Below are 20,472 nucleotides of genomic sequence, written 5' to 3'. Positions count from 1 at the left end.
GTGTGGGCTAGAACCAGTGTTCCAGCACCTGCGCCACCCCATCTTCGGAGTTGGTGGCGGTGGTGTAGTCGGCGGCGTCGAGAAGCACGGGCGCGGCGTTGCCCATCGCCACACCCATCCCGGCCCAGGCGAGCAGCTCGAGGTCGTTGGGCATGTCGCCGAACGCGATGACCTGGGAGGGTTCAATGCCGTAGCTGGCGGCGAGCACGGACGCGCCGGTCGCCTTGTTCACGCCCGGGTGGGACAGCTCGATGAGGCCCTCGTCCATGGAATAGGTCAGGTGCGCGTCCTCCGGCTCGATGGTGGGTGCGACCAGGTCGAACAGTTCCGCGGAGCGCAGCTGCGGGCAACGCACGAGCAGCTTGGCGGCGGGCTCGGCGACGATCTCCGCGGCGGTGCCGATACCAAAGCTGCTGTCCCAGGCGTCCCGGTTGTATTCGGGGGTGATGAGGAAGCAGTCCTCCTCCGGGTCGAGCGCGCTTTGGCCGACGCGCTCCACGCCGAAGCCGTGCTGCAGGCCGTGCGGGGCGAGCGCCTTGCCGACGGCGTCGACGACGCGCTGCATCGTCTCCGGCGCGAGCTCGAAGGAGCGCACCACGGTGTCTTTCACCGGGTCGTAGACCACGGCACCGTTCGCGCACACGCAGGTCGGCGCGATGGGCAGCTGATCCAGCACCGGCATGAGCCAGCGGTGAGGGCGCCCCGTGGCCAGGGCGAACTTGGCCCCCGAGCGCACCGCGCGGACCACCGTGTCGCGCAGCCTCGGGGTCACCCGGCCGGTGGGGGTGATGAAGGTGCCGTCGATGTCGCTGATGATGAGCTTGGGGGCGTGCATGAGTTTAGGTGCCTTTCTTGGCTTGCTTCGCGGCCTTCTTCGCCTTGCGTTCCGCGCGTTCGCGCTCGTACATCTCGGCCGCCTGCTCCAGCGTGGGCGCGCCGCCGCCGAGGGAGGCGGGCACCCACTTGTCGCCGGGCGCAAACGGTCCGAACTCCGCGTCGTACTCCGCGCGGGACTGCTCGAGCATGCGCTGCATCGCCTGCTTGAGCCGCGCCGTGTCGGCCTCGGCGTCGCCGGTGATCTCGACCGGTGCGCCGTAGCGCACGATCACGCCGACGCCGCGGAACTTTTTGGGCAAATCTTTGGTCCAGATGCGGTGCGAGCCCCAGATCACGCACGGGATCAGCGGCGCGCCCGCCTGCGCGGCGATGCGTGCCGCGCCCGTCTTGAAGTCCGCGAGCTCGAAGGAGCGCGAGATCGTGCCCTCCGGGAAGATGCCGACCAGGTCGCCGTCGCGGAGGCCGCGCACGGCGGCGTCGACAGCCGAGCCCCCGTTGTCCCGGTCCACCGGCACGTGCTTCATGGTGCGCAGCAGCGTCCCCAGCACGGGGATGTCAAACACGCCCTGCTTCGCCATGTATCGCAGCAGGCGCCCGCCCTGCAGGAGCGGGCCGGTGCCGGTGAGCATGAAGTCGTAGTAGCCGGTGTGGTTGGCAGCGATGATCGCGCCACCGCGCTCCGGGACGTGCTCCGCCCCCACCACGCGCACGCGCATGCGCTGCAGGCGCATCAGGCGATTGAACATGCGCACGGTGAACGGGTAGAGCCGCTCCTTCGACTCCACCGGGTGCTTCGCCGGGGCCCGGTAGTCCGCCGGGACGGTGAACCCGCGCAGCGTCTTCCACTGCGGTGCGGTGCCCATTAGGCCTCGAGCACTTCCTTGCCCACCCACGGCTGCAGCGCGGCGGGCACGCGGACGGAGCCGTCGGCCTGCTGGTTGTTCTCCAAGATAGCCACCAGCCAGCGGGTCGTGGCCAGGGTGCCGTTCAGCGTCGCGGCGATCTGGGTCTTGCCGTTCTCGTCGCGGTAGCGGATGTTCAAGCGGCGGGCCTGGAAGGTTGTGCAGTTGGAGGTGGAAGTCAGCTCACGGTAGGTGTGCTGCGACGGCACCCACGCCTCGGTGTCAAACTTGCGGGCCGCGGAGGAACCGAGGTCGCCCGCGGCGACGTCGATGACGCGGTAAGGCACCTCCACGTCGGCGAGCATCTCGCGCTCCAGACCGAGCAGCTTTTGGTGCATGTCCTCTGCCTCTTCCGGCTTGCAGTAGACAAACATTTCGAGTTTGTCGAACTGGTGGACGCGCAGGATGCCCTTCGTGTCCTTGCCGTAGGAGCCGGCCTCGCGGCGGAAGCATGAGGACCAGCCGGCGTAGAGCAGCGGGCCGTCGGAAAGATCGATGATCTCGTCCTGGTGCAGGCCGGCCAGCGCCACCTCGGAGGTGCCCACCAGGTAGAGGTCATCGCGCTCGAGGTAGTAGATCTCCTCGTCGTGCTCGTCCAGGAAGCCGGTACCCGCCATGATCTCGGGGCGCACCAGCACCGGCGGGACAACGACCTTGAAGCCGGCCTCGCGCGCCTTCTTCGCGGCGTGCATGAGCATGCCCAGCTGCATCCAGGCGCCGTCGCCGACCAGGTAGTAGAAGCGGGCGCCGCCGATCTTGGTGCCGCGCTTCATATCAATCGCGCCGAGTGCCTCGCCCAGGTCCAGGTGGTCCTTGACCTCAAAGTCGAACTCCGGGACCTCACCAACGTGCTCGAGCACGACGAAGTCTTCCTCACCGCCGGCGGGCGCGCCCTGGATGGGGTTCGGGATCTTGGACTGCAGCGCCTTGACCTTGGCCTCTGCCTCCTCCTGCTCGGCCTCGGCGGCCTTCACGCGCGCCTTGAGCTCGTTCGAACCCTCCAGCAGTGCGGGGCGGTCCTCCGGCGCCGCCTGCCCAATCTTCTTGCCAAACGCCTTCTGCTCACCGCGCAGCTCGTCCGCCGCCTGGATCGCGGCGCGGCGCTGCTCGTCGGCGGCAATCAGCTGGTCAACCAGCGCCGGGTCCTCACCGCGGGCGGTCTGGGATTGGCGTACAACGTCCGGATTTTCGCGCAGGAATTTCAGATCAATCACAAGCACTCACTCTACCTTGTCGCCGCCCCACCGCAGCCGGGAATGGGGCGTGGCGTTGCGCACCGAGCTTAGCGACGCTTAGCGACGCACACCACATCCCATTTCACCCCAGCTGGTCATAACCAGCGCGGTATGGTGGAGGTATGATCACCAACGGCCCGGTCCCCAAACACGCCCAGCTGCGGGCGCTGTTGGAGCGGCGCTGCGCCGAGGAACTCGCTCCCGGGGACCTGCTGCCCGGCGAGCGGGCGCTGGAGGAGGAGTACGGCGTTTCGCGCATCACGGTACGGCGCGCGATCGGGGACCTCGTCGCGGACGGGAAGCTGCGGCGGGTGCGCGGCAAGGGCACGTTCGTGGCACCGTCGCCGCTGGTAAGCCGCATGCACCTGGCGAGCTTTTCGGAGGAGATGCGTGAGCAGCGGGTGGACGCGGCGTCGATAATCTTGCACTCTGGCCTCGCCACTCCACCGCTCGACGCGGCCGAGTTCTTTGGCACTGCGCCGGAGATCCCGCACATCCAGCTGCGCCGGCTGCGGCTTGGCGACGGCCAGCCCTACGCCGTGGACGACGCCTGGTACAACGCGGCGCTCGTGCCGGATCTGCTCGAGCACGACGTGGAGCAATCCATCTACTCGCTACTCCGTACCCGCTACGAGCTGCCCATCACCGAGGCAGAGCAGACCGTCACCGCGGCGAGCGCCACGGCCGCCAACGCGAAGGCGCTGGAGGTGCAAACCGGGACCGCACTGCTGCGCATCGTGCGGCGGGCCGGAAGCGGCGCGCGACCGGTGGAATACTGCACCTCGTGCTACCGCTCGGACCGCTACTGGCTGACCACCCGCGTCGGCCAGGACGCCGACTGCGGCGAGCAGTTGCCTAGTATGTAAGGCATGGTTTCGACTTCCAACGCCACCCGCGCGTTCCTCATCGCCGCGCTCGCCGGCTCGGTGGGCATGGGTTCCTACGCCATGACCACCGACGCGAACGCCCCAGGCGGGGGCGCGAACGGCGAGCAGGGACAACCCCAGGCGCAGACCAGCGAGCACGGCGCGCCGCCAACGCCGTTTACCACCGCTGACCAGGGCGCTTGCCTGACTTGGAACGTGGCCGAGGACGGCAGCGTCACCGGCTTTGAACAGACCGACTGCGCCGTCGAGCACCGCTTCGAGGTGGCCTCGCGCCAAGACCTGGCCATCTACCCCACCTCCGAGTTTGGGCAGGACGCACCCATGCCCAACCCGACGCGCCAGGCGCAGCTGCGCGAGGAGCTGTGCGGCGCGTCCACCCTGCGCTACCTGGAGGGCAAATACGACCCGAACGGCCGCTACTCCATCGCGCCGATCCTCCCGCCGGCCACCGCCTGGGAGGCTGGCGACCGCACCATGCTGTGCGGCCTGCAGGAGACCAACCGCGCCGGCGAGCAGCTGCTCACCACGGGCCGCGTCGCCGAGGAGGACCAGGCGCGCACCTTCGCGCCCGGCGAGTGCGTGGCCATCGACGGCGCGAACAACGCCACCGTGGTCGACTGCGGCCAGCCGCACCAGATGGAGATCACCAGCAAGGTCGACCTCGCCCCGGTCTTCCCCGACGGCACGCCGTCCGTGGAGGACCAGGACAAGTACCTCGGCGACGCCTGCACCGAGGCCGCCCACACCTACCTGGGCAGCGAGGAGAACCTGTACCAGATCTCGTTGCAGCCGTTCTGGACCACGCAGCAGCCCGCCTCGTGGGAGGGCGGCTCGCACAGCGTGAACTGTGCGCTCGTCTTCTCCTCGCCCAACGGCGGGTTCTCCGAGCTCACGGGCTCGGCAACCGGGGGCCGGGAGGCATTGCTTATCGACGGCACCCCGCCGCCGGAGCGACCCCAGCGCCGCCCGCTGCGCGAGAACCAGACGCCGGCCGCCGCCTCCGCCCCGGCCTCGCCTGCCCCAGAAGCCGCCCCGGAGGCTGCCCCGGAGACTGTGCAGTAATGGTCGAGGTCAGCGACGAGGAGTTCGAGGCGATGATCGACGACGCCCTGGACACCATCCCCGACGAGTTTGCCCGCCGGATGACCAACGTGGTCATCCTTGCGCGCGAGTTCAACGAGGACCAGCCCGAGATCCTGGGCCTGTTCGAGGGCGTGCCGCTGCCGGAGCAGCACGCCAACCACACCGGCTACCTGCCCGACGCGGTGTTCATTTACAAGCAGCCGCTCCAGGCGATGTGCCACTCCGTGGAGGAGCTGCGCCACGAGGTGGACGTGACCGTCAAGCACGAGGTGGGCCACTTCTTCGGCATGGAGGAGCACGAGCTCCACGCCCTCGGCTGGGGCTAGCGGGCGCGCTCCTGCTGCCCGAGTGTCCCAGCGCGGGCCGCGTCAACCCACTCCGCAGCCGCCGCGATGCGCGCGTCGCGCACCGGGTGCGGCCCGCCGGCGCAGCGCGGCCACGACCCGAGGAACCGGATCCGCGAGGAGCGCAGGTACACCCCGCGCAGCGCCTCCGCCACCGGCGCGTCATCGATGTGGCCGACGAGGTCGGCGAAGAAGTTGTACGTGTTCGGTTCCTCGCGGGTCGGGCGGGACTCGATGCGCGAGAGGTCCACGCCGCGGTAGGCGAACTCCTGCAGGATGCCCACCAAGCTGCCGGGCTCGTTGGGCGTTTGGAAGACGATGGAGGTGCGGTCGTTGCCCGTGCGCGCGGGCGGGGCCGCCACCGGGCCCGCGAGGACGAAGCGGGTGCGCGCCGCCTCCAGGTCCGCCACGTTGCGGGCGTGAACCTCAAGCCCGAAGAGCTCGGCGGCGCGCTCCGGGGCGGCGGCGACGTCGGCCGCTCCCTCGGCGACCTGCTGCGCGGCGGCCGCGTTCGAGGTCGCGGCCTGGAAGGTGGCGCCCGGCGCGTGCTCGCCCATCCACCGTTTCACCTGCTGGTAGGCGACGGGGTGGGTGGCGAAGCGGGTGGCGCTCGCAAGCGATTGCCCCTTGCGAGTCATGATGGCAAACGCGATCTCCAGCTCGGTTTCGGCGAAGATCTGCACGCCCGGGGTGGCCAGGAGCGCGTCCGAGGTGGTGGTCACCGCTCCGTCGACCGAGTTCTCGATGGCCACCACCGCGCGGTCGGCCCGCCCCTCGGCCACCGCGGCGAGCGCCTCCGCCGACGAGTCCACGGCCACGAGCTCCGGTGCGGGCAGCGCGAAGGCGTGCACCGCCTGCTCAGTAAACGTGCCGGCAGGTCCCAGGTACGCGATACGGGTCATGGGCTTAAAGTTATCGTATGCGCCGCCGCCTCATCACCGAAATTATTCTCGTGCTCGCAGTCACCTTCGGCATGAGCGGGCTTCGCTCCGGGCTCAAGCTTATCGACGCCCTCCTCACCGCCCCCTTAAACGATCAGTCCACCACCCTGGTGCAGCAGGCCTCGGCCATCGGCTGGTTGGACCTGGCCATGCAGGTCGCCTCCGCGGGCACGCTGTTCGCGTGGGGAGGGCTGGCCTGGTACCTCCTTGGCGCCAAGTGGCGCTGGCCGAAATGGCGCGACTGGGCACACGGGGCCGGGCTCGCTGCGCTCATTGGGCTGCCGGGCCTTGCGTTCTACGTAGGCGCGGTACACCTGGGTTTGTCCAAGGTGGTGGTTCCCGCGACGGAGGCGGTGCAGATCCCGACCTCGCTGTTGTGGGCACTGGCAAACGGGTTCGGCGAGGAGGTCGTGGTGGTGGCCTACCTGGTGACCCGGCTGCGGGCCCTGGGGTGGGCACCCTGGCAGGCGGTCGCGGCGTCTGCGCTGCTGCGCGGCTCCTACCACCTCTACCAGGGCGTTTCGGCGGGCGCGGGCAATATTGTGATGGGCGTGGTCTTCGCGGGCTACTTCCTGTGGCGGACCGAGCGGACGCACTCTGCGGCCGCAGAGTGGCGCACACCCGAGATCGGCGCCGTGTGGCCGCTGGTGCTCGCGCACTTCCTCATTGACTCCGTCGCGTTCGTGGCGTACCCGCTTCTAGACCTCTCCTGGCTGGGCATCTAGATATACTTCCGTGCTAGTCGGCTCCGCTGGTTTTTGCAACAATCACACGTCCTCGTAATCCGTCAGGATGCACGGCCTGGGCGCTGGCGAGCACGTGTCTACTCCTTGGAATTCATGCGCTGCCTAAAAAGCTGGCAAAGCAGTGCCATCCCGGCCACGGCAGCTGCAGAGCTACAGAGAACGGTAGGCGCCGCCTGTGCCGCTACGAGCAGTGAGCCAGCAGTCGCGCCCAGTGCCGATCCCAAGTAGTTAGCAGAGGCATTCGCGGCTACGGCAGTGGCGCCGTCAGCCGGGTTTGCCTGGAGAAGGATGTGCTGCTGGGGCGCAAGTGAGGCCCACCCGCACATTCCCCAAACAAATAGGCTCGCAACCAGAAGCCAGACGGTCTGCCCCTGCGTCATACCGAGCAACGCGCAGATGAGCCCCACGAGGATGGTCACACTGAGACGCAGCGGATTGCACCGATCCATGAGTCTGCCTATACCTAGCGCACCCACCGCGCCTCCAACGCCCCAAACCCAAATCGCAAGAGTCTGGTGTGTGGCGAGACTTCCCACGGACAGAATCACGGTCATATATGTATAGAGCCCCAGAGAAGCTACGCCAGTCAGCAATGTCACTGTCACCGTGAGCAAGTTCTTGGGGCGCGCGATCGATCGCAGCCGGTCGCCCGCACCCGACGCAGGTATTGCTGGCAGTTCTCCTCCGCGCACAGCGACTCCCACTAGGGATGCGCCGCCGATAGCCACGATCAACAAAATGGCGGCTCGCCACCCCCAGCGATGTGCCAGCTCCAAGCCTATCGGGACACCGAACACGGTACCAACTGCCAAACCCGCAAGGACCAGGGCTAACGCGCGTCCCCGGCGTTCTTCTCCCACGAGTTCGGCGGCAACCGCGGACGATAAGGGCGAGTACACCCCCGCTGCCGCGCCAGCCACTATTCGGGTAACCAAGAACACCACAACGGTCGACGAGAGCGCTGTGGCTAAGTTCGCCACTGTAAAAACCAGAAGGGAAAGGATCAGGCTCCGTCGTGATCTCCGACCCGCACGCCCAGCCAGCAGGGGTCCTGCTACTGCATATGCGCCGGTGAAGGCCGCCACCCCCAGGCCCACGGTGGATTCGCGTGCATTCATGGACGAGGCAATAGCAGGAAGAAGACCGGCAACAACGTAGGCGTCTAGCCCGAGAGCAACACTGCCCACCACGAAGGGCCAAAGCCGCCCCATCAAGCTCGTCCCGCCTTCGTGCCGGCGTTGGCGATCACAGCCGCAAGCACGCCCGGGAACAACTGATCTAGATCCTCACTTCTCAGCCGAATGAGACACGCACGACCTTCACTCCGTGTCCATGTCACACCCGCATCGCGCAGCATGCGGGTGTGATAAGTCAGGGTCGACCGAGGAAGATCGTCTGCGAGCTCGAGACTATCGTGCTCACCCCCGTCCGCTAGGCGACGAATCATCTCCAGACGCGTGGGATCGCTCAGGGCTGCCAACACTCTAGCCAGTGTGATCTCATCGGTTTCTGGATGGTGGTATGTGCGAGGGGACATGAAACCTCCTTCTTTCGTGCGGTGATACCTGCATGATAATCGTGCAGCAATTGTTGCACAACTCTTCTTCGGTAGCTTCCGACCGCCCCGTCCAGGGCATCTAGTGGCGGATTTCCCGGCGAACTCCCAGCGCGCGGCGCTACGAAGCAGTAGGTCCCACGCGCCACAACCGTTACACTAAGTGCATGTCTTCGACGCCCCACTCCAACGACCCACGCGATCACCTGGGGGAGTTCGTGCTGGGCAAGGATGGAAAGCCCCTGGTAGACCGGTACGGTCGGCCAATCCGCAAGCGCAGCGCGCGCCAGGAGCCTCCCCGGCAGCCGGCGCCGCGCCAGGAATACGAGCCGCGACGCGTCCCCGAATTCACCCGCGTGGAGCGCCCCCGACAGCAAGCGCCGCGGCAGCAAGCGCCCCACCAGGAGTACCAGCCCCGTCGCACCCCGCAGTACTCGCGCCCGGCGCCCGAGCCCGCCCGCGAGCCGGTGCCGTCGCAGGTGTCGCGGGGGCGTCGAAGGGGAACGAAGCGGCGTCGAAAAGCGAAGGCCCCGGGCTGCGGCGTCCTCTTCCTCGCGCTGATCGTGCTCGTGGTGGTGGGCACGCTGTTTACCGACGCCCGCCTCACCCGCATTCAGGCGCTCCCGCCCGAACAGATTGCGAACACTTCGGGCACGAACTGGCTGCTCGTCGGCTCCGACTCCCGCCAGGGCCTGAGCGAGAAGGACGTGGAGCGCCTCGGCACGGGCGGCGACCTGGGCACAACCCGCACCGACACGATCATGCTGCTACACCTCCCGCTGCACGGGAAGCCGACGCTGGTGTCCATCCCGCGCGATTCCTACGTGGCCGTGCCGGGCTACGGCTACGACAAGATCAACGCCGCGTTCGCGTACGGCGGCGCCCCGCTGCTGGCGCAGACCGTTGAGGAGAGCACAGGCCTGCACATCGACCGCTACGCCGAGATCGGCATGGGCGGGCTGGCCAACGTGGTCGACGCCGTCGGCGGCGTGGAGATCTGCGTGCAGGAGCCGATCGACGACCCCCTGGCCAACATCTCCGTCCAGCCCGGTTGCCAGAAGATGGACGGCGCGACCAGCCTGGGCTACGTGCGCACCCGCGCCACCGCACAGGGCGACCTGGACCGCGTCATGCGGCAGCGCGACTTCCTCGGCGCGATGCTGGACAAGGTGACCTCGCCCGCCGTGTTCCTCAACCCCTTCCGCCTGGTCCCGCTGCTGTGGACGGTGCCGACGATGTTCTCGGTCGGCGAGGGCGACCACATCTGGAACCTGGCCCGCATCCCGCTGGCGATGCGCGGCGGCATCAACGCAGAGACGATCCCGCTCGGTGGTTTCCAGGACACCGACGTGGGCAATGTGTTGCTCTGGGACGAGGCCGCGGCGGAGGAGCTCTTCGCGTCCCTGCGCTAATCACTTCAGCCCCGTCCACGCCGAGGACGTGTCCTGGGGCAACGCCGCAAACTTCTACCGGCTCTACAGGTAGTCGTAGTTGATCTCGGTGTCCGGGGCGAAGAAGACGCAGCCGCCCTCCATCGGGCGCAGGTAGATCGTGTCGCCCTGATCCACGTTGATGCCGCGCGGCACCTTCACCGTGATGCGATCGCCGCGCACGGCGATCACGTCGTCGGCTTTCTCCTCGCGGCTGCCATAGACGTACAGCTCAGAGCCGAGGTGCTCCACGATGTCCACGCGCACCGGCAGGCCGTACTGCTCGCCCGGCTGGTTCACGCCGAGGATCTCCCAGTTCTCGGGGCGGATGCCCACGATCACGCGGTCGGACTGCACCTTGGCCATCTGTTCCGCCGGCATGTGGTAATCCAGCGCGTGGTCCTTGCCGCCCGCGACGCGGTTGCCAACCACCGGCACGTTCTCAATCAGCGTCATCGCCGGGGAGCCGATGAAGGTGGCCACGAACGTATTGCCGGGGTTCTCATAGAGCGTATTCGGGGCGTCGACCTGCTGGATGATGCCGTTCTTGAGCACGCAGACGCGGTCGCCCATAGTCATCGCCTCGGTCTGGTCGTGGGTGACGTAGACCGTGGTGGTGTTCAGCTCCCGCTGCAGCTGCAGGATCTGGGCGCGAGTGGACACGCGCAGCTTCGCGTCCAGGTTGGACAGGGGCTCGTCCATGAGGAAGACCTTCGGCTGGCGCACGATCGCGCGGCCCATGGCCACGCGCTGGCGCTGGCCGCCGGACATGGCGGAAGGCTTGCGGTCGATGAGGTCCTCGAGCTCGAGCATCTTCGCCGCGAAGTTCACGCGCTCCTCAATGGTCGCCTTGTCCACCTTGGCGTTCTGCAGGGCGAACGCCATGTTTTGGCGCGCAGTCATGTTGGGGTACAGCGCGTAGGACTGGAAGACCATGGCCACGTCTCGGTCGCGGGAGCGGGTCTCGGTGACGTCGGTGCCGTCGATAAGAATCTGCCCCTCGTCAACCGGCTCCAACCCGGCGAGCATGCGCAGCGTGGTGGACTTGCCGCAGCCCGACGGGCCTACAAGCACCAGGAACTCGCCGTCGGCGATCTCCAGGTTGAGGCGGCTGACCGCCGGCGGCTTCTGCGGATCGTAGATCCTGGAGGCCTGGCGGAATTCAACAGTGGCCATGATGTCCTTTCAGGTGGTGCGAAATGTGCAGGGTGCGGGCTTAGAGCTTCGGTGTGATGTCGCGGTCGATGACGCCCTGGGTCTCCTTCTGCAGGTCGGCGAAGGTCTGCTCCACGTCCTGGCCGCCGACGGTGATGCGGTCGAGCGCGCCGCCGATGCGCTGGCCGCCGCCCGAGACGAACACGCGGGCGTAGTCCTGCGGCTTGGTGTTCTCGTTCAGCTGCTTGATCGCGGTCTCCGCGTTCGGGTTCTCCTCCAGGAACTTCTTCTCCTCTGGATCCTCCAGGGCGTCCTTACGCACCGGCATGTAGCCAGTCTTCTGGGAGAACTTGATGGTGTTCTTGGTGTTGGTCATGAAGTCGATGAACTTCACCGCGTTGGCCTTGCGCTCATCGGAGATGCCGTTCGGCACGGCCAGGCCGGCACCGCCGGTTGCGGCGGACGGGCCAGGGCCGGGCAGGTAGGTGGTGATGAACGGGATGGTCGCGGTCTCCTTCAGGCCGCCGAGGGAGCCGGTGGACTCCAGCAGGCCGGACGCCTTGCCCGAGCCGAACGCGACGGTCGGGTCGGTCGCGATCTCGATGTGGCCCTCCTTCACCTGATCCTGCAGGAACTTGCCCGCCTCGATGGACTCAGGGGAGGTGAAGTTCGGCTCCCACTCGTTGGAGTAGGACCCGCCGAATGCCCAGATCATGCCCTGGAAGTACCAGTCCAGGTAGTTGGAGCCGTCCGGCACGGTCACGGCCGGCTTGTTCAGCTTCTCCTTGATGGCGGTCGCCCACTCGTCGAACTCCTGCCAGGACTCCGGGCCGCGATCGGTCGGCAGGCCCGCAGCCTTGAGGTCGTCGGTGTTCCAGTACATCAGGTTGGTGGAGCGGGAGTACGGGACGCCGTAGTGCTTGTCGTTGTACTTGTAGTCCTCGCGCAGGGTGTCGACGTAGCTGTCGGCGTCGATGTCGTTCATCTCCCACAGCTCATCCAGCGGGGTGGTTGCCTCGTTGAGCGCGAAGTTGAACCAGGTGACGTCGGAGGCCACGAGGACGTCCGGCTGGTCGCCGCCGGCCAGCGACGCGTTGAAGCGCTGCGCCACCTCCTCGTAGTTGGAGCCCGCGGTCACCAGCTCGACGTGCAGGTCCGGGTTCTCCTGCTCAAACTCCTTGATCATTTCCTCTTCCAGGTCGCGGGAGGAACCCGGGTGGTTGGACCAGAAGGTGATGGTGTTGGCGTCGCCGGAGTCCTTGGAGCCGTTGGAGGCGGTGGTGGAGCCGCCCGCGCAGGCGGTCAGCGAGACGGTGGTGAGCAGTGCTGCGCCCAGGGCGGCGATGCGCTTGGTGTGACGGGACATGGTGTTTCTCCTTGATGTGTTGTTGGAAGTGTTGCGGTTGGTGGGGGTGACGGTGGCGTCGAAAAGCGCCTAGCCCTTCACCGCACCAGCGGTGAGGCCCTTGATCATCGGCTTCTGCAGGATGAGGAAGATGATGATCATGGGCAGGGTGGTCAGCACGGTGCCGGCCATCACCGGGGCCCAGTTGGTCACGCCCTCGGCGTCCTGCAGGCGAGTCAGGCCGACGGGCAGCGTGGCCGCCGCCGGGGTGTCCGTGATCAGGAACGGCCACAGGTACTGGTTCCACTCGTTGACCACGGTGATCAGGACGAACGCGGAAAGCGTCGGCCACGACATGGGCAGCACCACACGGAAGAGGGTGGTAAAGAAGCCCGCGCCGTCCATGCGGGCGGCCTCCAGGATCTCAGGCGGCAGCGACTGGAAGTGGTTGCGCATAAGGAACGCGCCGAAGGCGACGCCGGCCAGCGGGATGATCACACCGGCGTAGGTATCGCGCCAGCCCAACGACGCCACCAGCGAGTAGTTAGAGATGATGGTGATCTGGTTGGGCACCATCAGCGAGGCGATGATGAGCAGGAACAGCAGGTTGCGGCCCGGGAAGCGCAAGAACGCGAAGGCGTAGGCCGACAGCACGCCGAGGACCACCTCAATGATGGTGAGCACGAGCGTGATGATGACGGAGTTCTTCAGGTAGCTGGCAAAGCCGGAGGTCTGCCACACGTACGAGTAATTCTCCGCCTTGAACGGGTTGGGCCAAAACGAGATCGGATCCGAGTAGACGTCCTGGAACGACTTAAAGCTGGTGATGAAGATGAAGTACAGCGGCACCATGATCACCAGGACCGTCAGCACGAGCGCGATGTAGCCCAGCACCTTCACCGCCGGGTGCGAGTGGTCCATCGGCGCGCCCTTGCGCTTGCGCTGCGTTTCCGTGATTACCGGCTCCGCGTCGGACTGGGAGCCCGGCACCGGGGGCAGGTCGCCCCGGGGAGCGGAGTGCGTGACCGCCGGGATGGTCTGCTTCGTAGACATTTACTTCTCCATCCTTTCCTGCATCTTCACCTGGATGACCGTGATGATGAGGACCACGAGGAACATGATCGTGGCCACCGCGGCGCCGTAGCCGGCGCGGTTGTTCACAAACGTCTCCTGGTAGACCTGGAACACCATCGTGGAGGTGCCGTAGCCGAACGGACCGCCGCCGGTCATGGCGTTGATGATGTCGAAGACCTGGAACGAGTTCAGCAGCACCGTGATGAGCAGGAAGAAGGTCGTGCCGCGCAGCTGCGGCAGGACCACGCGGAAGAAGTGGCGCGCCGGCGAGGTGCCGTCGATCTCCGAGGCCTCGTCCAGGTCGCGGCGGCGCCCCTGCAGCGCGGCGAGATAGATGACAAAGACGTAGCCCACGTTCTTCCACACGTAGGTGACGGTGACCATGAACAGCGCCCAGTTCTGCTGTTGGTAGAAGTTGGGCACGTCCACCCCAATCTTGCCCAGGAAGAACTGGATGAGGCCGTAGGAGGGGTCGAAGACGAACTGGAAGGCCACGCCGATCGCCGCGCCGGCGATGACGTAGGGAGCGAAAACCATGGAGCGCACCGCGGCGCGGCCGAACAGCTTCTGGTCCAGCAGCAGCGCCAGCGCCAGCCCGATCACCATGGAGCCGGCGACGGCGAAGAAGGTGAACACGACGGTGTTAAACACCACGCGCCCGGTGTCCGGGGCCTGGAACCAGTCAATATAGTTCTGCAGGCCGACAAAGTGCATCGTCGGCGAGGAGATGTTCCAGTCGTAGAAGGAGATGCGGATGTTATCTACCAGCGGCCGGTAGGTAAACAGAATGAGGAGCAGCAGGTTCGGGCCGATGAGCAGCGCAGCCAGGCCGATCTGCCGCCAATCAATCTTCCGTTTGCGCGGGTTGCGCGCGTACTCCTCGGAGACCTCCGGGACTTCGGAGACCGCGGGAATCCGCGCGCGCGTCTGCGATGTGGGTTGCATGCGCAAGAACTTAGAGGCCCCGGGTGAACATTCGGTTGACAGAAAGTTCTACCTGAGAAAACTACTTGCAAACTTCAAGAGATCTGCAAGAGATGTACAAAAGCTCTGCGCGACAACTGTCTTTCAGCTGGGTTTAGATGGTCACCTGGCGCGACTTGATGTTGTCCAGCTGTTTGCGCTCGGCGGCGGTGAGCTGCGCGTCGTTGCCCAGCTCCGCCTCCAGCTTCGCGTCCAGCGCCTTCAGCGCCTCCGCGTAGGACTCCGGAGCGACCTCCGGGTCCAGGTCCCACACCGGCACGACCACGCCGTGGGTGCGGAACGCGCCGGCGAACTTCGTGCCCTCGCCCAGCACCAGCTCGCCCTTCGCGGCGATGCGCGCGAGCGCGTTGAGCACCTGCGACTCGTTGTCCTCCGTGCGGATCCACCGGATGTGCGCCTTCCCGCCGCCCGGGTTGACCCACCACACGGCGCCCGGCACGCCCGCGCTGACCTCGGCGGACGGCCACACAGCGCCGTTCGCCTGGTTCATCGCCTGCCGCAGCTGCGCGGGGACGTCCTCGCCCTCGGCGAACCACCAGTTGAAGTCGTTGTGGACGGTGATCTCGGGGGTGAAGGTGGCGTCGATAAGCGCCTGCAGCTCCGGCTGGCTCCCATCGGCGGCGGTGGACTGGAGCGTCTCGCCCGGCTTCGCCTCGAGCACCCAGCTCAGCGCGTACGCGAGGTCGCGGCCGGGGTTTTGCGAGTGCGCGCCGACCTGCAGGGCCACGAGCCGCTCGCCGCTCTCGCGCACCATCGCCGCGGCCGCGCCCGGCAGCACGGTGGCCACGGTGACGTCCTCGCCCTTGACCTGGAACTTCGCGCTTGCCGACGGCACGAACTCCTGCAGCGCGATCAACTCGGCCTCAGCGGCGAGCCCGCCGAACGGGCGGGGATCCTTCTGCAGCGCCTCGCGCTCCTTCGCGCGCGCGGCCATCTTGGCCTGGCGGCGGCTCATGCCCTCGGGCAGGTCCTCTTGCTTCTTACGCTTCTTCTTAGCCATGCGGTCAAATCTACCGGACGCGCGCTACTCGCCCGCGAACGTTTCCAGCGCGAGCTGCGGCAGGTCCGTGGCCATGAGGTCCACCCCGCGGGCGCGGCACCACTGCATCTCGCGTGGCAGGTTGACGGTCCACACGTAGGACGGCTGGTCGGCCGCGCCGAGTGCCTCCGGCTCCGCCTGCGCCTGGCGCACGGATGGCCCCGGGCCCGTGGCCTGGCCGAAGTCCACCGGCAGCGGATCGGTGGGGTCCATCAGGGCAAAGGAGCGCAGCTCAGGCAGCAGCTCGCGGAAGCGCTCGATGGCCTCCGGGTTGAAGGAGATGAGGTGCACCTGCTCGCCGGTGTCCATGCTGTGCGCGCGCACGATCCGCGCGACCTCCTCGTCCAGCTCGGCGCCGAACGGGGACGGGTGCTTCGTCTCAATGAGCAGGTGCTTTCCCGGGTACTGGGCGAGGAGGTCGAGCAGCTCGCTGAGCAGCATGATCTGCTGCGGGTCCTCCGGAGTGCCGAAGTTGAGCTGGCGGATCTCCTCCAGCGTCAGCTCCGCGACCTCGCCGGTGGCGCGCTCGCCGTCGACGGTCATGGCGGTGCGGTCCACGGAGAGGTCGTGGATCACCACGGCCTGGCCGTCCTTCGTCATGTTCACGTCGCACTCGATGCCGTAGATGTCCAGCTTGAGCGCCTCCTCGAAGGCGCGGCGCGTGTTCTCCGGGTAGCAGCCGTTGAATCCGCGGTGCGCGACGATGCCGGGAATGTTGGAATCCATGGAGTCTCCTTAACTCGCAGGTGCCGGGGCGGGCACGCTCGTGGCGTCCGCGCGCGCGAACGTCTCCAGCGCCAGGTTGGGCAGGTCGGTGGCCAGGACGTCCACGTTGTGGTCACGGCACCACATCATCTGCCGCGGCGTGTTCACGGTCCACGTGTACGTCTTCAGCCCGCGCAGCCCGACCAGCTGCTGCCGCGCCTGCAGGTGCTGGATGGACGGGCCGACGCCGTACGGGCGCGACAGCATGGTGCCGCGCGGGTTCCACCGCTTCTCGCGCACGCGGAACAGGTAGTAGGTCTCCAGCTGCGGCGCCATGTGCGTGAAGTAGCGCACCGCCTTGTGGGAGAAGGAGATGATGTGGATGCGCTCGCTGTGCAGCAGCCCCGCGTAGGTGAGCACGCGCAGCGTCTGCTCGTCCACCTCGGGCCCGTAGAGGGTGGGGTGCTTCGTCTCGATGTAGAGGTGCTTGTCCGGGTAGTCCTGCATGAGCTCCAGCAGCTCCTCCAGCAGCATGATCTGCTGCGGGTCCTCGTCGGTGCCGCAGTTCAGCTCGCGCAGCTGCGCGTAGTCCATGCAGTCGACGCGCCCGCGCCCGTTCGTGGTGCGCGAAACGTTCGCGTCGTGGAAGACGACGAGCTTGCCGTCGCGCGAGAGGCGCACGTCGCACTCGATGCCGTGGATGGGGAGCTTCAGCGCTTCCTCAAACGCTCGCCTGGTCAGCTCGGGGTACATGCCGGAAAATCCGCGGTGCGCAACAATGTTCGTCTGCCTCACAGTGCCCAAACCTACAACGGGTTGCGCCCCCGCGCGACCGGAGAAACTTTGTCATAATGCTGGGCATGGGCACACCCAAGCTTATCGACGCCACCGCGCCCCTTTCCCGCCTCACCGCCGGTATCGACTCGGCGCGTCGGGCCGTGCGGCGCGCCCGCGGCCGGTACAGCTTCGACCGCCACGGCGTGCTGGCCGCCCCGCTCGCCGCCGTGGAAATCCTCGCGGACCTCTCCCCCATCGTCCGCCTGCAGGGCCTGCGCCGCCTGCCCAACAACTTCCGCTCCGGGGTGATCGGCGCGGAGATCGCCTCGTGGGGCGCGGTCGCGCCCTCGCTGCTGCCCCGCCGCTGGTGGACCACCGCCGCGAACGTGGCGATCTGCCAGGCCGTCGGGCACATGATCGGCTCGGGTGTGGGCAGCGTCGCGCGCGCCTGCGGGACGAGCGGGCCGCGGGGGCGTCACGCCAACCCGGCGCGCATCGTGATGAGCTCGATGACGATGGCGGCCTACGGGGCGTCGTTAAGCGTGCATGCCCGGCAGGAGCGCCTGGTGGAGAACCCGCGCCCGGTGCGGGCGGCTGACACGGTGGCCGGCCTGGCGGTGGGCACGCTGGGGTACGGCGCGACGCTGCTGCTTGGCGAGGCCCTGCAGACCTCCGTCGACCGCATCAACGCCGTCTTCGGCCGCCGTCTCCCGCCCGTGACCTCGTGGCCGCTGGCAATTCTCGCGGTGGGCGCGGGCGCCTACCTGTTCACGGATCGCCTGGTGGTGCGCAACTTCCTCTCCAACGTGTACAAGGAGGCGGAAGAGCTTAACCGGCAGTTCCTCCCGGGCGCCGCGCAGCCGCGCGAGCCGGAGCGCACGGGCTCGCCCGCGTCCGGCGAGGCGTGGCGCAGGATGGGCCGCCAGGGCCGCGCGGTGGTCGCGGGCGGGCCGCGCAAGCGCGACATCGGTCTGGTCCTGGGCGAATCCCCCGACAAGGTCAAGGAGCCGATCCGCATCTTCATCGCGCTTCGCGACGGCAACCGCAGCCGCTCCTACGAAGAGATGGCCGCCGCCGCCCTGCGCGAGATGGACCGCACCGACGCCTGGTCGCGCCGCCACATCGCGGTCCTCTCCGCCGCCGGCACCGGCTGGATCAATGATTTCCACACCTCCGGCTTCGAGTTCGTCGCGCGCGGCGACTGCGCCATCGTGGCCATGCAGTACTCCTACGTCCCGTCGCTCTACTCCTACATGGCGGACCGCGAATCCGCCGTCCAGTCCTCCCGCATCCTCATCAATGCGATCTCCGCGCGCATTTCGCTTCTCGACGCCCACCGCCAGCCCAAGCTCTACGTCGGCGGAGAGTCCCTCGGCGCCTACGGCGTCGCCGACGCCTTCCACGCACCCGAGGAGCTGCTCGCCCGCACCTCCGGCGGCGTGTTCACGGGGGCGCCGGCGTTCTGCGCCGCTCACGCGGCACTGACGCGCCGGCGCGAAGAGGGCAGCCCGCAGCGCCTCCCCGTCGTGGACGGCGGCCGCCACTTCCGCTTCATCTCCCACCCCGACCACCTCGACCACGACTATGCGGGCAACGAGTACGACGCCCCGTGGGAGTTCCCCCGCGCCGTCTTCGCCCAACACGCCTCGGACCCCATCGTGTGGTGGGATTGGAGCCTGCTGTGGCGGGCCCCCGACTGGCTCAAGGAGCCCGGCTCGCGCGGGGTCCCCGCCCCCGCCGCCCAGCACTTAGACGTACTGGACACGCTGCGCTGGTGGCCGTTTGTCACCTTCTGGCAGGTGGGTATCGACCAGATCAACTCCAAGGACTTCGCCGCCCCGCACGGGCACAACTACCACGCCGAGACCGTCGCGGCGTGGAACAAGGTGCTCGACGGCGGGCTCACCAACGCCGAGCTGGAGCGCATCAACCGGTGGATCGCGGCGGACGCGACGAAGCTGCGCGCTTAGATCCCGCAGGCGACGCCCGTGGAGTGGTGCGGGCAGTAGCCGTTGGGCACCTTGTGCAGGTACTGCTGGTGCTGTTCCTCCGCCAGGTAGTAGTCCACGTCCGCGCGGACCTCGGTGGTCATGTCCCCGTAGCCGGCCTCCTTGAGCTGGCGGCCGTACTCGTCGCACCACTGCCGGATCTGTTCCGCTTCCTCCTCCGTATCCGGGTAGAAGGCGGAGCGGTACTGGGTGCCGTGGTCATTGCCCTGGCGGTAGCCCTGCGTGGGGTCGTGCGCCTCGAGCGCGGTGCGCACCAGGTCCTTCAGGCTGATCGTTTCCGGGTCGTAGACCACCTCGACGGTCTCCGCGTGATTGGTCCTGCCGCCGCACACCTCGGCGTAGGTGGGGTTGGGGGTCTGCCCGCCGGCGTAGCCCGCGGAGGTGGACTCCACCCCGTCGAGCTCCCAGAACATCTTCTCCACGCCCCAGAAGCAGCCAATGGCGATGCGCAAGCGGCGCTGCTCCAGCTTCCACGGCCCGGTAATCGGGGTGCCCAGCACGGCGTGCGGCTGGGGGTTTGGCAGCAGCGGCTCCGCGCGGCCGGGCAGCGTCTGGTCGGCCGGAACGAGCTCAGGTGTCAGTGCAAAAAGGAATCCCATGTGTCTAATAACTAACAATTGGGCCCCGGAAATTCCACGGATATTTTCATTGCACGAAATGAGTTTTTGTCTACTATGGGGCACGTCATCACAAGCTGACGAAAGGATTTAGCACAATGGCTGTTTACGAGCTTCCGGAACTCCCGTACGCATACGACGCGCTGGAGCCCCACATCTCCAAGGAGATTATGGAGCTGCACCACGACAAGCACCACGCAACTTACGTCGCTGGCGCGAACGCTGCGCTCGAGGCCCTCGAGGCTGAGCGCAACGGCGAGGCAAACCCGGACAAGCTGCGCGCGCTGTCCAAGAACCTCGCGTTCAACCTGGGTGGCCACACCAACCACTCCATCTTCTGGAAGAACATGGCACCGAACGCTGGCGGCAACCCGACCGGCGCAATCGCCGAGGCCATCGACCGCGACTTCGGTTCTTTCGAGGCATTCCAGAAGCAGTTCGCTGGCGTCGCCACCGGCCTGCAGGGCTCCGGCTGGGCCGTCCTGGGCTACGACCACATCGCTGGCCGCCTGATCATCCAGCAGCTGACCGACCAGCAGGGCAACATCTCCGTTGACTTCACCCCGGTCCTCATGCTGGACATGTGGGAGCACGCGTTCTACCTGCAGTACAAGAACGTCAAGGCTGATTACGTCAAGGCTTGGTGGAACGTCGTCAACTGGGACGACGTCAACGAGCGCCTCGCCGCTGCGTCCAAGTAAGACGCCGCACCCCGCGCCGACCACGCACCCGCGTGGCCGGCGCGGTTTTTTATGGGCACGCCACAGGAAATCCGGCGAAACCGTTGCGGGAGCGCGCAAAAAGGTG

General features: G+C 67.2%; 21 protein-coding genes. 7 read left to right on the top strand and 14 right to left on the bottom strand.

The genetic code is table 11. The features are described 5' to 3' along the window. Positions 1 to 7: 7 nt before the first annotated feature. Genes CKJ82_RS06155 through serS form a run of 3 tightly spaced genes read right to left on the bottom strand, consistent with a single transcriptional unit; the run spans position 8 to position 2,953 of the window. Entirely contained in the window at positions 8 to 835 is an 828-nt protein-coding gene (locus CKJ82_RS06155) for an HAD family hydrolase (protein WP_095537447.1), read from the bottom strand. Positions 836 to 839: 4 nt separating this feature from the next. Next, positions 840 to 1,700 carry a lysophospholipid acyltransferase family protein gene (locus tag CKJ82_RS06150; protein ID WP_095537446.1) on the bottom strand — a complete coding sequence of 287 codons (861 nt, stop codon included), beginning with the start codon at positions 1,698 to 1,700 and terminating at the stop codon, positions 840 to 842. Beyond that, positions 1,700 to 2,953 (bottom strand): serine--tRNA ligase, encoded by a 1,254-nt coding sequence (serS, locus tag CKJ82_RS06145; protein ID WP_095278896.1) that lies wholly within the window; start codon positions 2,951 to 2,953, stop codon positions 1,700 to 1,702. The genes CKJ82_RS06150 and serS overlap by 1 nt, the downstream gene beginning before the upstream one ends. 143 nt (positions 2,954 to 3,096) lie before the next feature. Here serS and CKJ82_RS06140 point away from each other — a divergent pair, with 143 nt between their 5' ends. Genes CKJ82_RS06140 through CKJ82_RS06130 form a run of 3 tightly spaced genes read left to right on the top strand, consistent with a single transcriptional unit; the run spans position 3,097 to position 5,270 of the window. After that, a complete protein-coding gene (locus tag CKJ82_RS06140; RefSeq protein WP_095537445.1) occupies positions 3,097 to 3,840 on the top strand; it encodes a GntR family transcriptional regulator in 744 nt (247 codons plus the stop codon). Positions 3,841 to 3,843: 3 nt separating this feature from the next. Continuing rightward, positions 3,844 to 4,923 carry a septum formation family protein gene (locus CKJ82_RS06135; protein WP_095278889.1) on the top strand — a complete coding sequence of 360 codons (1,080 nt, stop codon included), beginning with the start codon at positions 3,844 to 3,846 and terminating at the stop codon, positions 4,921 to 4,923. Further along, positions 4,923 to 5,270, top strand: coding sequence for a metallopeptidase family protein (locus tag CKJ82_RS06130; RefSeq protein WP_095537444.1), 348 nt, complete (start codon positions 4,923 to 4,925; stop codon positions 5,268 to 5,270). The genes CKJ82_RS06135 and CKJ82_RS06130 overlap by 1 nt, the downstream gene beginning before the upstream one ends. On the opposite strand, the gene pheA is transcribed toward CKJ82_RS06130, so the two are convergent. Then, complete coding sequence (gene pheA / locus CKJ82_RS06125; protein WP_095537443.1) at positions 5,267 to 6,190, bottom strand: prephenate dehydratase; 924 nt, start codon at positions 6,188 to 6,190, stop codon at positions 5,267 to 5,269. The genes CKJ82_RS06130 and pheA overlap by 4 nt on opposite strands. Positions 6,191 to 6,207: 17 nt before the next feature. Here pheA and CKJ82_RS06120 point away from each other — a divergent pair, with 17 nt between their 5' ends. Further along, complete coding sequence (locus CKJ82_RS06120) at positions 6,208 to 6,954, top strand: CPBP family intramembrane glutamic endopeptidase (RefSeq protein WP_095537442.1); 747 nt, start codon at positions 6,208 to 6,210, stop codon at positions 6,952 to 6,954. A gap of 98 nt (positions 6,955 to 7,052) precedes the next feature. Here the strand turns inward: CKJ82_RS06120 and CKJ82_RS06115 are convergent, their stop codons facing one another. Together CKJ82_RS06115 and CKJ82_RS06110 are read right to left on the bottom strand one after the other, a co-directional pair. Next, positions 7,053 to 8,186, bottom strand: a complete 1,134-nt coding sequence (locus CKJ82_RS06115; RefSeq protein ID WP_233127025.1) for an MFS transporter — start codon at positions 8,184 to 8,186, stop codon at positions 7,053 to 7,055. After that, the gene (locus CKJ82_RS06110) at positions 8,186 to 8,512 is read right to left on the bottom strand and encodes an ArsR/SmtB family transcription factor (RefSeq protein ID WP_095278884.1); all 327 of its coding nucleotides are present in this window, start codon (positions 8,510 to 8,512) and stop codon (positions 8,186 to 8,188) included. Before CKJ82_RS06110 ends, CKJ82_RS06115 begins: the two co-directional genes overlap by 1 nt. A 185-nt stretch (positions 8,513 to 8,697) precedes the next feature. Between CKJ82_RS06110 and CKJ82_RS06105 the strand changes: the two genes are divergently transcribed. Beyond that, complete coding sequence (locus CKJ82_RS06105; protein ID WP_095537440.1) at positions 8,698 to 9,942, top strand: LCP family protein; 1,245 nt, start codon at positions 8,698 to 8,700, stop codon at positions 9,940 to 9,942. 63 nt (positions 9,943 to 10,005) lie between these two features. Here CKJ82_RS06105 and CKJ82_RS06100 read toward each other — a convergent pair whose 3' ends face one another. The 7 genes from CKJ82_RS06100 to CKJ82_RS06070 all read right to left on the bottom strand — a co-directional run bounded on the left by CKJ82_RS06100 (position 10,006) and on the right by CKJ82_RS06070 (position 17,057). Next, entirely contained in the window at positions 10,006 to 11,136 is a 1,131-nt protein-coding gene (locus tag CKJ82_RS06100) for an ABC transporter ATP-binding protein (protein ID WP_095537439.1), read from the bottom strand. 40 nt (positions 11,137 to 11,176) lie between these two features. Further along, positions 11,177 to 12,481, bottom strand: a complete 1,305-nt coding sequence (locus tag CKJ82_RS06095) for an ABC transporter substrate-binding protein (protein ID WP_095537438.1) — start codon at positions 12,479 to 12,481, stop codon at positions 11,177 to 11,179. A 69-nt stretch (positions 12,482 to 12,550) separates the two neighbouring features. Then, positions 12,551 to 13,513 (bottom strand): carbohydrate ABC transporter permease, encoded by a 963-nt coding sequence (locus CKJ82_RS06090; protein ID WP_095535978.1) that lies wholly within the window; start codon positions 13,511 to 13,513, stop codon positions 12,551 to 12,553. Further along, on the bottom strand, positions 13,514 to 14,479 hold the full coding sequence (locus tag CKJ82_RS06085; RefSeq protein WP_095537437.1) for a carbohydrate ABC transporter permease: 966 nt from the start codon (positions 14,477 to 14,479) through the stop codon (positions 13,514 to 13,516). Positions 14,480 to 14,612: 133 nt separating this feature from the next. Further along, the gene (locus tag CKJ82_RS06080) at positions 14,613 to 15,518 is read right to left on the bottom strand and encodes a DUF5926 family protein (protein ID WP_095537436.1); all 906 of its coding nucleotides are present in this window, start codon (positions 15,516 to 15,518) and stop codon (positions 14,613 to 14,615) included. A gap of 24 nt (positions 15,519 to 15,542) precedes the next feature. Further along, the gene (locus tag CKJ82_RS06075) at positions 15,543 to 16,283 is read right to left on the bottom strand and encodes a glycerophosphodiester phosphodiesterase (RefSeq protein ID WP_095537435.1); all 741 of its coding nucleotides are present in this window, start codon (positions 16,281 to 16,283) and stop codon (positions 15,543 to 15,545) included. Between the two features lie 9 nt (positions 16,284 to 16,292). Beyond that, entirely contained in the window at positions 16,293 to 17,057 is a 765-nt protein-coding gene (locus CKJ82_RS06070; RefSeq protein WP_233127012.1) for a glycerophosphodiester phosphodiesterase family protein, read from the bottom strand. A gap of 65 nt (positions 17,058 to 17,122) precedes the next feature. On the opposite strand from CKJ82_RS06070, the gene CKJ82_RS06065 reads away from it, so the two are divergent. Next, complete coding sequence (locus CKJ82_RS06065; RefSeq protein WP_095537532.1) at positions 17,123 to 19,009, top strand: alpha/beta-hydrolase family protein; 1,887 nt, start codon at positions 17,123 to 17,125, stop codon at positions 19,007 to 19,009. On the opposite strand, the gene msrA is transcribed toward CKJ82_RS06065, so the two are convergent. Then, complete coding sequence (gene msrA / locus CKJ82_RS06060; protein WP_095537434.1) at positions 19,006 to 19,647, bottom strand: peptide-methionine (S)-S-oxide reductase MsrA; 642 nt, start codon at positions 19,645 to 19,647, stop codon at positions 19,006 to 19,008. The two genes, CKJ82_RS06065 and msrA, sit on opposite strands and share 4 nt — an antisense overlap. A 116-nt stretch (positions 19,648 to 19,763) precedes the next feature. On the opposite strand from msrA, the gene CKJ82_RS06055 reads away from it, so the two are divergent. Continuing rightward, a complete protein-coding gene (locus CKJ82_RS06055; RefSeq protein WP_095537433.1) occupies positions 19,764 to 20,366 on the top strand; it encodes a superoxide dismutase in 603 nt (200 codons plus the stop codon). Positions 20,367 to 20,472: the final 106 nt, after the last annotated feature.

Source organism: Corynebacterium gottingense (assembly GCF_002285125.1).
GTDB lineage: Bacteria > Actinomycetota > Actinomycetes > Mycobacteriales > Mycobacteriaceae > Corynebacterium > Corynebacterium gottingense.
Note: the sequence above shows the minus strand (reverse complement) of the source record. Positions and strands in the feature narration are given on the sequence as shown.